The following is an 11,533-nucleotide window of genomic DNA, read 5'->3' on the forward strand; positions in this document are numbered from 1 at the left end:
GCAGCAGGCACCTTTATAGCAGCAAACCATTCACGTTGGAGGTTGAGTGATGCCAAGCAACAAGTCGGACGCGCTTTTTCCTCCACCGTGGGTGGAAGGCTCGCTTGCAAACCTGGTGGGTGGCGCGCTGAACGTCATCCCTCTCGATTTGCTCAAAGCCCCCCTACGTGTGGATGTCACGCCCTGGGACAGTGGTTCGCCCCCAACCCCTGGGAGGCCAGAGACACTTATGCTGATGTGGGACGGCGTACAGGTAGGTGCGCTCAAGCAATGGACGGCACCCATTGCCGCAGATGATTACTTCGTCGAGATTCCCGTTCAAGATCTCAAGAATGACGCTACGCCCGATTTGACCTACAGGGTCAAAGCGTACAACGGGGCTGAACAGGATTCGGCCCCGCTAACGATAACCCTGGACTTGACGGGGCCCAGCCTGGGGGCGGACCGCGGGGCCCTGTTGTTCGATGATGAGGTGATGAGAGATGGCATAACGGAGGATTACCTAAATCGTCACGATCCTGTTATCGCTCTGCTTCCGGATTATCAGACCTTTGTGCCTGGAGACCATATTCGCTGGTTCTGGGACACGCAATTGTATGAAAACAATCTTGTCGCCGAAAAAGTCCTCGAGCAGGGGGATCTCCCCGTCACAGTGGAGATTCCTGGCGATGTCATCCTGGATCGAGGGGATGGGGCGCGTTTTGCACACTACCTGCTATGTGACTATGCCGGTAACCCAAGCACGCCAGTGGAGCCGAAAGTCGTCCAGTTGCAGGTCGATGCGGCGCCGGTGCCCAGAGATTTGAGCTGGCCAGAGGTTTCCCATGCTGTGGGAGAGGAGCAGCAGGTTGTTTTGGACCTGAATTCACGCATGACTTACATGCGGGTCAAGGTGCCAACAGGGGCGGCGTTACCCGGTGAAACGATCGAGGTTTTCTGGGGCGAGCCTGGGCGTGTGGGCAGCTATCAGACAAGTGCAGAAGCGTCGGGCTTCCCCCATGAGTACGAGATCCCGCTGGACAGGATCGCGCCACACAGTGGCAAGGTGCTGACTGTGTATTTTGAGGTGACAGAAACAACGGGTGGTAACGTTCATACGTCATTATCCCGGTTAGTGTTGTGCTTGCCCTTGAATCAAGGGCTTCCCAGGCCGGACGTTCACCCATCCTCGAATGATACGGTCTACCTGTCCCAGGTCCCGGCTGATGGCTTGACCATTACCCTTGCTGCCTGGAAATACATTCATGCGGATCACAGGGTCACCTTGGTCGTCGGCGGCGTGGACACCCAGGGGCAGCCATCGACGCAAGAAGTGCTCAAAGAACATGCCTTGACCCCGGCGGAGGTGCAAAACGGCTTGGGGTTCGACGATACGGTCAAGGCGACCAAGCCTTTTTTGATGTCGCTTAAGCGCGACAAGTTAAGCGTCAGGGTTTTTGTCAGTTTTGATCAGGGCGAGACCTGGCCAGAAGAAGCAAACTTCCCGCTGCTTGACCTGGGCCTGCGCGATTGAGCGGTCGTGCTAAATGGCCGTTACGGATAGCGGTTTTTCTACCAGGCGTGTGGTGCCGCCATAATCGTTGATCGTGGTGAACTGTACTTGAAGGCCCTTGCTGGCCTGGGTTGTCTTCAGTTCAAAGGACTGCGTCTGCATAGGCATGGCCATCAAGGCGGTATCGATTTTTTCGATTTTGCCCGGTGCGCCCACTTCCAAGCGCCCAAAGGTGAAGTGATAGGGCGTGGGGTTAAGGACCTGCAGGAAGGTCTTGCCGTTGTTGCTTGCCAATGACCACTGCAGGCTGTCCAGGTGCTGCTCGGGCACACCCTTCACCTGGCTGGGCCGATAGAACAGCTTGATGCGGGTGCGCAGGGCGATTTTCAGTACGTTGTCCTGGCCGCTGTCTATCTGGGGGATCTCCTGAACATTGAAGTAGAACAGCGATTCTCGATCGGTGGGCAGGTTGTTTGGCAGTGCGTTTATCTTGACCAGTTGTTCACGCTTAGGGTCGAGCCTGAACAAGGTCGGGGATACGGCAAAGGGGACAGCGGTACTGGTGTCGTCGGCTGCGGTGTTGACCCAGGCTTGCGTGGCGTAGGTAATGTTGCTTGGGTTGGCGACAACGATCGAGCTGCTGTGTTGGTCGCCAGGGTGGACAACGCGCGTGGCACTGATCGTCAAGGCCGCTTCGGTGGTTGAAGAAAGCGTCGCCAGACAGGCGAAGCTGAGCGCGTACTTGCGCAGCAGAGTAGTAGACATGGTCGGGCCGGTTTCATTGGCGAAACGAAATACCCCCTGGCAGTGCCAGGGGGCTTGAATTAGCGAATATCGACAGAGAACGAGACGTTGGTGTCGATCTGCCCCTCGGTCACTGTTGCCGAAGTGGTGACAAGGCGCGCCGAGAACACCATGTCGGTGTCGGTAGTGTCGTTAACCTCGTAGCTCATCGACTCAGTACCCGGCGCAAGGCGGGTTGCAAGGTCGTTGATGGCCAGGCCCAGGCCGGTGCTGTAGCCCAGGCCGTCTTTGAGGGCATAGAGGTTGGGATTGGTCTGGTCGGCGCCGTAGCCTGCCTGGTAGGTCGCGTAGGCCTGTTGAGTACCGGTCACGCAGCTTGCCGGGACGCGCAATGCGAAGTGTTTCGGAGAGGTTTCTTCCCCGACCTTGGTGAAGTTGAACGTATTATAGTTGCCCAGGTGGATCAGCGGCAGGCTTGGGCCGCCAGGGGTAACGACTTCGATCGGGCAGGTGCCAGGCCCGCTGACAGTACCTTCGAAGTTGATGATCGAGGCCATTGCCGCGCTGCTGCAGAGGCTAAGTGCAAGCACGGATAGTGTTTTTTTCATTGGATGAACCCTGTCTGGTTGATCGCTGGAAACTCATGTGTCTCAGCGCGTCGGCAGAGTACGCAGGGCAACTCAGGGGGTCTGTAGGCGAAGGCTGAGCTTCCCGGGAAAAAAGGGAAGCGCTTGTGTAGTTCAACACGCCTTCGCCATAGCGGTACTTCGCGAGCTTAGTGGCGGGTATCAGCTGTTGCCGACGCCAGTAGCTGCTTCTGTTCGAACCAGTCGAATGCCTCGCCGCGCTGTTCGCATTCGTAGCGGCGTTCTTCCAGTGCCTGGTACAAGGCCAGTTCTTCATCCGGCATGAAGTGCAGGCAATCGCCGGCAAAGAACCACAGCAGGTCGCGCGGCACCAGGTGAGCGATTTGCGGGTAACGTTGGATGACCTGGCAGATCAGGTCCTGGCCCAGGTACTGGCTTTCCAGTGGGTCCTGCGGTAGCAGGGTCAACAACTCGTCAAAGCGCTCGAGGAACAGGACGTGGCTTTCCTCCGGTACCTGCTCGGCTTCCCCCAGGGCAGCCAGAATGGTGCGCAGGTGGTTCAGAAGTTGTAGGTGGTATGCCTGATGGGGGGTGGCCATGGGGGCGGTCCTCGGGGTGGTTGAAACGGGGCCGGAGTATACGCCGGTTGGGGAAGGGGCCGCAAAACGGCCCCCTGTTTCATCGCACCTTGCCCTGCTCCGGAAGCAGTTGCGCCTTGTCGAAGGCATCCACATCGATCACTGCCCGGCGTGCCTGCTCCGCCGCCTGTAAGCGTTGACCCTCGTCAGCCTGTAATGCACCACTCTGGACTGCCGCATCGATGGCCGACTGCCCAGGTGCCGGCTGTACCTTGCCCTCCTTAAGCGCCTGATGCAGCACTTTGTGCAGTGGCGCAGTCTCGTCTAGTAGGTTGCAGGCCCGTTGCAATGCTGCCACCGGGTCACCCTCGGCCTGGGGGCGGAAGCAGCCGGCGAGCAATTCCTCCAGCGCCGGGTCGCCCTTGCTGCGGCCGATCAGCGCCGCCACTTCGGCATCCAGCTCATCGCTCGGCCCGGTATGGCGGCGGCCGAAGGGGAACACCAGCACGCGCAGAACACAACCGACAAATCGGTTGGGGAAGTTGTCGAGCAGCCGGTCCAGCGCCTTTTCCGCCTGGCCCAGGCTTTCTTCCATGGCCCAGCGCAGCAGTGGCTGCATGTGCTCGGGTGAGCCCAGGTCGTGGTAGCGCTTGAGCGCGGCGCTGGACAGGTACAGGTAGCTGAGCACATCGCCCAGGCGCGCACTCAGGCGTTCGCGGCGCTTGAGCGCGCCACCCAGCAGCATCATCGACAGGTCGGCCAGCAGGGCGAAAGCGGCAGCCTGGCGGTTGAGGGCGCGGAAATACCCTTGGCTCAATGCATCACCCGGTACCGACTCGAAGCGCCCTAGCCCCAGGTTGAACACCAACGTGCTGGCCGCGTTGCCGGCGGCGAACATGAGGTGCTTCATCAGTAGCTCGTCGAACTCCCGCAGCGCCTGGTCACGGTCCTCACGGCCGACCAAAGCCATTTCCTTGAGCACGAACGGATGGCAGCGGATGGCGCCCTGGCCGAAGATCATCAGGTTGCGCGAAAGGATGTTGGCGCCTTCGACCGTGATGAAGATCGGTGCCCCTTGCCAGTTGCGCCCCAGGTAGTTGTTCGGCCCCATGATGATGGCCTTGCCGCCGTGCACGTCCATGGCGTGCTGGATGCATTCGCGGCCGCGCTCGGTGAGGTGGTACTTGAGGATTGCCGACAGCACCGAGGGTTTCTCGCCCAGGTCCACGGCCTTGGCGGTCAGCAGGCGGGCGCTGTCCATCAGCCAGGCGTTGCCGCCAATGCGTGCCAGCGATTCCTGGATGCCTTCGAAAGCGGCCAGTGGCACGTTGAACTGTTCGCGGATATTGGCGTACTGGCCGGTGACCAGGCTGGTGTACTTGGCCGCGCCGGTGCCGACCGCAGGCAGGGAAATCGAACGGCCTACCGACAGGCAGTTCATCAGCATCATCCAGCCCTTGCCGAGCATGGCCTGCCCACCGATCAGGAAGTCCAGCGGCACGAACACGTCCTTGCCGCTGTTGGGGCCGTTCATGAAGGCGGCCCCCAGCGGCAGGTGGCGCTTGCCGATTTCGACACCGGGCGTGTCGGTGGGGATCAAGGCCAGGCTGATGCCCAGCTCCTGCTCGTCGCCCAACAGGTGGTCCGGGTCGTAGGCTTTGAAGGCCAGGCCCAGCAAGGTCGCGACCGGGCCCAGGGTGATATAGCGCTTTTCCCAGTTCAGCCGCAGGCCCAGCACTTCTTCGCCGTTCCACTGGCCTTTGCAGATGATGCCGGTGTCGGGCATGGCGCCGGCATCGGAGCCGGCCAGCGGGCCGGTCAGGGCAAAGCAGGGGATCTCGTCGCCGCGGGCAAGGCGTGGCAGGTAATGGTTGCGTTGTTCGTCGGTGCCGTAATGCAGCAGCAATTCGGCCGGGCCGAGCGAGTTGGGCACCATCACCGTGGAGGCGAGATCGCCGCTGCGGGTGGCCAGTTTCATCGCCACCTGGGAATGAGCGTAGGCCGAAAAGCCTTTGCCGCCGTATTCCTTGGGGATGATCAGGGCGAAGAAGCCATGCTGCTTGATGTGACCCCAGGCTTCGGGTGGCAGGTCCAGGTCCTGACCGATCTGCCAGTCGCTGACCATGGCGCACAGCGCTTCAGTGGGGCCGTCGATGAAGGCCTGTTCTTCGTCGGTCAGTTTCGGTGCCGGGTAGGCCAGCAAGGTACGCCAGTCGGGGCGGCCGCTGAACAGTTCGCCGTCCCACCACACCGTGCCGGCATCGATCGCTTCGCGCTCGGTTTGCGACATGGGCGGCAAGGTACGCTGGAACCAGTTGAAAACCGGCCCGGTGAACACCTTGCGGCGCCAGTCCGGGAGCGCAACCAGGGCGATTTTCAAGGCCAGTACCCCCCAGATCAGGGTCAGCAACCAGCCAGGTGCACTGCTGAAAATGCCCATCAGCAGCACGTAGGCCGCCATGATGCCCAGAATCTGCAAGGGCGCCAGGCGCCGATGCGTGAGGTATGCCGCGCCGATCACCAGCACTACCAACCACAACAGCAACATAATCGGTCCTCCTTGGAACCAAGGGCTTGAGCCGTCCCAGACAGCTTAGACGCAACGCTGTGAACGGCATGTTCTGAACAGTGACAGGGTGTGGCAGCGGGAGTTTCAGTTCATGTGCTTGCCTGTGCTGGTTTCTTCATGGGTACAGGCGGCGAGGGTCTGGAGTAGACTGCAACACCTGTGCATTCATAAGGACGTTGCCATGCTGAAGATCTGGGGTCGCAAGAATTCGAGCAATGTGCGCAAGGCGCTGTGGATCGCCCACGAGCTGGGCCTGGACTTCGACTCCATCGACGCCGGCGGCGCTTTCGGTGTGGTCAACGAGCCGCACTACCGCGCCCGCAATCCCAACGGCCTGGTGCCGATGCTCGAAGACGGCGACCTGACCCTGTGGGAATCCAACACCATCGTCCGCTACCTGTGCGCCGAGTACGGCGCCGAGCAGGGCTGGTACCTCGAAGACCCACGCCAGCGCGCCCTGGCCGACAAGTGGATGGACTGGACCACCTCGTCCTTCGCCGCACCCTTCCGCCCGCTGTTCTGGGGCCTTTTGCGCACCCCGGAAGACCAGCGCGATTGGGTGGCGATCAACGCCGCGCACAAGCAGTGCGCGCAATTGCTGGCCATTGCCGACGAAACCTTGGCCAAGCAGCCGTATCTGTCCGGTGACCAGATCGGCATGGGCGACATCCCACTGGGTAGCTTCATCTACGCCTGGTTCGAAATGCCCATCGAACGCCCGGCCATGCACCATCTCGAAGCCTGGTATGAGCGCCTGAAACAGCGCCCGGCCTACCAGGCCGCGGTGATGACGGCGCTCACCTGACCCTGCTTCGATAGTCATTATCAATAGATGTGACTGTACTTGTGCGGCCTTGCCTTGCACCATGGCCGTACTCACTGCGCCAGTGACTTTACCTGGCGTGTCCTGCACCTTTTTCCTCGGTAAGTGACCCGCTATGAGTTCCGCCCTGTCCATCCGACAGCTGACCAAGACCTACGGCAATGGCTTTCAGGCCCTCAAAGGCATCGACCTCGATGTTGCCGAAGGCGACTTCTTCGCCTTGCTCGGCCCCAACGGCGCCGGCAAGTCCACCACCATCGGCATTCTCTCCACCCTGGTGAACAAGACCAGTGGCACGGTGAACGTGTTTGGCCACGACCTGGACCGCGAGCCCTCGGCGCTCAAGCGTTGCCTGGGCGTGGTGCCGCAAGAGTTCAACTTCAACCAGTTCGAAAAAACCTTCGACATCGTCGTGACCCAGGCCGGCTACTACGGCATCCCGCCCAAGCTGGCCAAGGAACGCGCCGAACAGTACCTGACCCAATTGGGCCTGTGGGACAAGCGTGATGTGCAGTCGCGTTCGCTGTCCGGCGGCATGAAGCGCCGCCTGATGATTGCCCGCGCGCTGATCCACGAGCCGCGCCTGCTGATCCTTGACGAGCCCACCGCGGGTGTGGACATCGAGTTGCGTCGCTCGATGTGGAGCTTCCTCACCGAGCTGAACCAGAAGGGCATCACCATCATCCTCACCACCCATTACCTGGAAGAGGCTGAGCAGCTGTGCCGTAACATCGGCATCATCGACCACGGCACCATCGTCGAGAACACCAGCATGCGCCAGTTGCTGGGCAAGCTGCATGTGGAAACCTTCGTGCTCGACCTCAAGCAGGACCTGGCCAGTGCACCTGTGCTGCAAGGCTACCCGAGCCGGCTGCTGACCCCGCATACCCTGGAGGTGCAGGTGGACAAGGACATCGGCATCACCGCGCTGTTCGGCCAGCTGGCGCTGCAGAACATCGAGGTGCAGAGCCTGCGCAACAAGACCAACCGACTTGAGGAGCTGTTCGTGTCCCTGGTGGAAAAAAACTTGTCGAAGGTGGCCGTATGAGTGTGGAACTGCGCACCAACTGGGTCGCCCTGAACACCATCGTCTACCGCGAGGTGCGGCGCTTCTTGCGCATTTGGCCGCAAACGTTGCTGCCACCAGCGATCACCATGGTGCTGTACTTCGTCATCTTCGGTAACCTGATCGGTCGGCAGATCGGCGATATGGGTGGTTTCACCTACATGCAGTACATCGTGCCGGGGCTGATCATGATGTCGGTGATCACCAACTCCTATGGCAACGTGGTGTCGAGCTTCTTCGGCAGCAAGTTCCAGCGCTCGATCGAAGAGCTGATGGTGTCGCCGGTGTCGCCGCACACCATCTTGGTCGGCTATGTACTGGGGGGCGTGCTGCGCGGTCTGGCGGTTGGGGTGATCGTGACCATTTTGTCGATGTTCTTCACCGACCTGCAGGTGCATCACCTGGGCGTGACCGTGATCGTGGTGCTGCTCACTGCCACCATCTTCTCGCTGCTGGGCTTCGTCAACGCGGTGTTCGCCCGTAATTTCGACGATATCTCGATCATCCCGACCTTCGTGCTGACGCCGCTGACCTACCTGGGCGGCGTGTTCTACTCGATCAACCTGCTGCCGCCGTTCTGGCAGACCGTGTCGTTGGCCAACCCGGTGCTGCACATGGTCAACTCATTCCGCTACGGCATCCTAGGGGTGTCGGATATCAGCATTGGCACGGCGATCACCTTCATGCTGGTGGCCACTGCGGTGCTCTACCTGCTGTGCGTGCGCCTGCTGGTCAGCGGTCGCGGCATGCGTGCATGACCCCTGCTGCGAACACCTGAGCTTGCGCCGGCGCCACTGCCGGCCAATCCACCAGCGCCAGTACAACAGGGTGGTGAAGTAGGCGACGATGCCCAGCACCACCCCGCACACCACCGAACCCAACAGAAACGGTTGCCACACCGTGGCCAACTGGTCGGTGATCCACTCGAAGGTCAACGCATCGGGCAAGCTGCGTGGCGGCACCTGCATCAGCCAGGCGCCTGTCATGTAGGTGACGAAGAACACAGGTGGCATGGTAAGTGGGTTGGTCAGCCACACCAGGCTGACGGCGATCGGCAGGTTGCCGCGCACCGGAATGGCCAGCGCGGCAGCCAGTAGCATCTGTGCGGGCATCGGGATCAGCGCGGCGAACAGGCCAACGCCCATGGCCCGTGCCACCGAATGGCGGTTCAGGTGCCAGAGGTTCGGGTCGTGCAGCAACTTGCCGAAAAAGCGTAAGGACTTGTGTTCCCGAATGCTGGTCGGGTCCGGCATGTAGCGTTTGAAAAGTCGGCGCGGCATGTAGGCTCCCGGAGCGTTGATCCGGGAAGTATGCCCTTAATCCTGCTCAGGCTCGTTTAGAGTTTGTGACAATTGTTGAGCAAGCGTTGCCGGCAAATGGGCTATGCCTCAGAAGGTAATTTGCCTTCTGGAGCTCTACCTCATGCGCACAGGGATGTTTGCGCTCGCGCTCGGGCTTTTGTGCCTGGGCTTTCTCCCCGCGTTGCCATCGGTCGGATGGCTGCTGGTGCTGGCCGGCTGCGCTGTCGTCAGCCTGTTTACCCGGGGTTGGCCGTTGGGCTGTTTTCTCCTGGGCTTCTGTTGGGCTTGCTGGTCTGCGCAGCAGGCGCTCGATGATCGCCTGGCTAGCGGTCTGGATGGCCGCACCCTGTGGCTGGAAGGGCGGGTGGTTGGTTTGCCGACCCGAACAGCACAAGGCGTGCGTTTCGAGTTGGAGGCGGCACGCTCGCGGCGGGCCGAACTGCCGCAGCGCCTGCAATTGAGCTGGTTCGAAGGGCCGACACTGAGGGCGGGCGAGCAGTGGCGGCTGGCCGTGACCTTGCAGCGTCCGGCTGGGCTGCTCAATCCGCATGGGCCGGACCGGGAGGCCTATTTGCTGGCGCGGCGAGTGGGCGCCACGGGCACGGTCAAGGCGGGGCAGCTGCTGGCTCCCGTGACCGGTGGCTGGCGCGATGTGCTGCGTCAGCGCTTGCTTGCGGTCGAGGCCAATGGTCGTGAGCAAGCGTTGGTGGCGTTGGTGCTGGGCGATGGAGCGGGCCTGGCCAGGGAGGACTGGCAGACATTGCAGGCCACCGGCACGGTGCACCTGTTGGTAATTTCTGGCCAGCATATCGGCCTGGTCGCCGGTTTGCTCTACGGCCTGGTTGCCGTGCTGGCGCGTTGGGGGCTGTGGCCGGCACGGCTGCCATGGCTACCCTGGGCCTGCGGTCTGGCCATGACCGCGGCGCTGGGCTACGGCTGGTTGGCCGGCGGCGGTGTGCCCGTGCAGCGCGCCTGCCTGATGCTGGCTGTGGTGTTGCTCTGGCGCCTGCGCTTTCGCCACCTTGGGGCTTTTTTACCCTTGTTGCTGGCGCTCGTTGCGGTGTTGCTGGTTGAGCCGCTGGCGGCGCTGCTTCCTGGGTTCTGGCTGTCGTTTGCTGCCGTGGCCACGCTCATCTATTGCTTCAGTGCTCGCTTGGGCGCTTGGCGGCCTTGGCAGGCTTGGACGCGTGCGCAATGGGTTATTGCCATCGGCTTGCTACCGGTACTGCTGGCTACAGGCTTGCCGGTAAGCCTGAGTGCACCGCTGGCCAACCTTGTGGCAGTGCCGTGGATCAGCCTGGCGGTTTTGCCGTTGGCGTTGCTGGGTACGTTGTTGCTGCCGCTGGGCGGCGTAGGGGAGGCGCTGTTGTGGCTGGCGGGCGGCTTGCTGGATTGGCTGTTCCGGCTGCTGGCACTGGTGGCGCAGCAGCGCCCTGCATGGGTGCCGCCGGCCTTGCCACTGTGGGCCTGGCTGTTGGTCTGTCTGGGTGCGTTGTTGGTTTTGCTACCCCGCGGTGTGCCGCTGCGCGCGTTGGGAGCGGTGATGCTGCTGGCGCTGTGGGTGCCCAGGGAGCCGGTGCCGCTCGGGCAAGTCGAGGTCTGGCAGCTGGACGTTGGCCAGGGGCTGGCGGTGCTGTTGCGTACCCAGCATCACAACCTGTTGTATGACGCCGGGCCGGCCAGGGGCGAAAGTGACCTGGGGGAGCGGGTGGTACTGCCGACTTTGCATAAGCTGGGGGTGGCCAGCCTAGACCTGATGGTGATCAGCCATGCGCATGCCGACCATGCGGGTGGGGCGGGGGCCATTCAGCGGGGTTTGCCGGTCAAGCGGGTTGTCGGTGGTGAAGCGCTGGAACACTTTGAGCTGCAGCCTTGTGTGAGTGGTGAACAGTGGGAATGGGACGGCGTGCGCTTTTCGCTGTGGCACTGGGCTGATGGGCAGAGCAGCAACGACCGCTCCTGCGTGCTGCTGGTCGAGGCCCAGGGCGAGCGATTGTTGTTGGCTGGTGATATGGAGGCTGGCGCCGAACGGGCCTGGCTGGCAGCCACTGAAGTGCCCGGAATCGACTGGCTGCAGGCTCCGCACCATGGCAGCCGCAGTTCGTCCACCGAGGCGTTCATCCGTGCTACCGCACCGCGTGGGGTTTTGGTTTCGCGTGGGCGCAACAACAGCTTCGGGCACCCGCATGCGCAGGTCGTGGAGCGGTATCGGCGGCACGGGGCGGTGATGCATGACACGGCGGTGGAGGGGGCGTTGCGGGTGGTGCTGGGGCGGCACGGGGAAGCGGAAGGTGTGCGGGTGCAGCGGCGATTCTGGCGTGAGGTCGCAATTCCCTGACCTCCGGCAGATGAGCCCCCAGCGGTCCTATGGTA

General features: G+C 62.0%; 10 protein-coding genes. 5 read left to right on the forward strand and 5 right to left on the reverse strand.

The window, feature by feature from the left end; translation table 11 throughout:
* Positions 1-49: 49 nt before the first annotated feature.
* Complete coding sequence (locus tag DM807_RS12370) at positions 50-1,513, forward strand: hypothetical protein (protein WP_012271138.1); 1,464 nt, start codon at positions 50-52, stop codon at positions 1,511-1,513.
* Between the two features lie 9 nt (positions 1,514-1,522).
* Here the strand turns inward: DM807_RS12370 and DM807_RS12375 are convergent, their stop codons facing one another.
* The 4 genes from DM807_RS12375 to DM807_RS12390 form a co-directional block, all read right to left on the reverse strand.
* Positions 1,523-2,257, reverse strand: a complete 735-nt coding sequence (locus DM807_RS12375; RefSeq protein WP_012271139.1) for a fimbrial biogenesis chaperone — start codon at positions 2,255-2,257, stop codon at positions 1,523-1,525.
* A gap of 59 nt (positions 2,258-2,316) precedes the next feature.
* Positions 2,317-2,793, reverse strand: a complete 477-nt coding sequence (locus DM807_RS12380) for a fimbrial protein (protein ID WP_012271140.1) — start codon at positions 2,791-2,793, stop codon at positions 2,317-2,319.
* A 218-nt stretch (positions 2,794-3,011) separates the two neighbouring features.
* Positions 3,012-3,422: a PA2817 family protein gene (locus DM807_RS12385; protein WP_012271141.1), complete on the reverse strand. Its 411-nt coding sequence runs from the start codon at positions 3,420-3,422 to the stop codon at positions 3,012-3,014.
* 79 nt (positions 3,423-3,501) lie between these two features.
* Complete coding sequence (locus DM807_RS12390; protein ID WP_179027425.1) at positions 3,502-5,949, reverse strand: acyl-CoA dehydrogenase; 2,448 nt, start codon at positions 5,947-5,949, stop codon at positions 3,502-3,504.
* Between the two features lie 202 nt (positions 5,950-6,151).
* On the opposite strand from DM807_RS12390, the gene DM807_RS12395 reads away from it, so the two are divergent.
* The 3 genes from DM807_RS12395 to DM807_RS12405 all read left to right on the forward strand — a co-directional run bounded on the left by DM807_RS12395 (position 6,152) and on the right by DM807_RS12405 (position 8,617).
* Complete coding sequence (locus tag DM807_RS12395; protein ID WP_012271143.1) at positions 6,152-6,775, forward strand: glutathione S-transferase; 624 nt, start codon at positions 6,152-6,154, stop codon at positions 6,773-6,775.
* Positions 6,776-6,908: 133 nt separating this feature from the next.
* Entirely contained in the window at positions 6,909-7,841 is a 933-nt protein-coding gene (locus DM807_RS12400) for an ABC transporter ATP-binding protein (RefSeq protein WP_012271144.1), read from the forward strand.
* Positions 7,838-8,617, forward strand: a complete 780-nt coding sequence (locus tag DM807_RS12405; protein ID WP_012271145.1) for an ABC transporter permease — start codon at positions 7,838-7,840, stop codon at positions 8,615-8,617. Before DM807_RS12400 ends, DM807_RS12405 begins: the two co-directional genes overlap by 4 nt.
* Here the strand turns inward: DM807_RS12405 and DM807_RS12410 are convergent.
* Positions 8,501-9,139, reverse strand: coding sequence for a DUF2062 domain-containing protein (locus tag DM807_RS12410; protein ID WP_141729025.1), 639 nt, complete (start codon positions 9,137-9,139; stop codon positions 8,501-8,503). The two genes, DM807_RS12405 and DM807_RS12410, sit on opposite strands and share 117 nt — an antisense overlap.
* Positions 9,140-9,281: 142 nt before the next feature.
* On the opposite strand from DM807_RS12410, the gene DM807_RS12415 reads away from it, so the two are divergent.
* The gene (locus DM807_RS12415; protein WP_179027426.1) at positions 9,282-11,498 is read left to right on the forward strand and encodes a DNA internalization-related competence protein ComEC/Rec2; all 2,217 of its coding nucleotides are present in this window, start codon (positions 9,282-9,284) and stop codon (positions 11,496-11,498) included.
* Positions 11,499-11,533: the final 35 nt, after the last annotated feature.

The organism is Pseudomonas hunanensis (assembly GCF_013393325.1).
GTDB lineage: Bacteria > Pseudomonadota > Gammaproteobacteria > Pseudomonadales > Pseudomonadaceae > Aquipseudomonas > Aquipseudomonas putida_P.

Coding starts and splice junctions, on each gene's coding strand:
- DM807_RS12400 (WP_012271144.1), top strand. CDS start 6,909: ATGAGTTCCGCCCTGTCCATCCGACAGCTGACCAAGACCTACGGCAAT.
- DM807_RS12395 (WP_012271143.1), top strand. CDS start 6,152: ATGCTGAAGATCTGGGGTCGCAAGAATTCGAGCAATGTGCGCAAGGCG.
- DM807_RS12385 (WP_012271141.1), bottom strand. CDS start 3,422: ATGGCCACCCCCCATCAGGCATACCACCTACAACTTCTGAACCACCTG.
- DM807_RS12375 (WP_012271139.1), bottom strand. CDS start 2,257: ATGTCTACTACTCTGCTGCGCAAGTACGCGCTCAGCTTCGCCTGTCTG.
- DM807_RS12410 (WP_141729025.1), bottom strand. CDS start 9,139: ATGCCGCGCCGACTTTTCAAACGCTACATGCCGGACCCGACCAGCATT.
- DM807_RS12380 (WP_012271140.1), bottom strand. CDS start 2,793: ATGGCCTCGATCATCAACTTCGAAGGTACTGTCAGCGGGCCTGGCACC.
- DM807_RS12390 (WP_179027425.1), bottom strand. CDS start 5,949: ATGTTGCTGTTGTGGTTGGTAGTGCTGGTGATCGGCGCGGCATACCTC.
- DM807_RS12415 (WP_179027426.1), top strand. CDS start 9,282: ATGCGCACAGGGATGTTTGCGCTCGCGCTCGGGCTTTTGTGCCTGGGC.
- DM807_RS12405 (WP_012271145.1), top strand. CDS start 7,838: ATGAGTGTGGAACTGCGCACCAACTGGGTCGCCCTGAACACCATCGTC.
- DM807_RS12370 (WP_012271138.1), top strand. CDS start 50: ATGCCAAGCAACAAGTCGGACGCGCTTTTTCCTCCACCGTGGGTGGAA.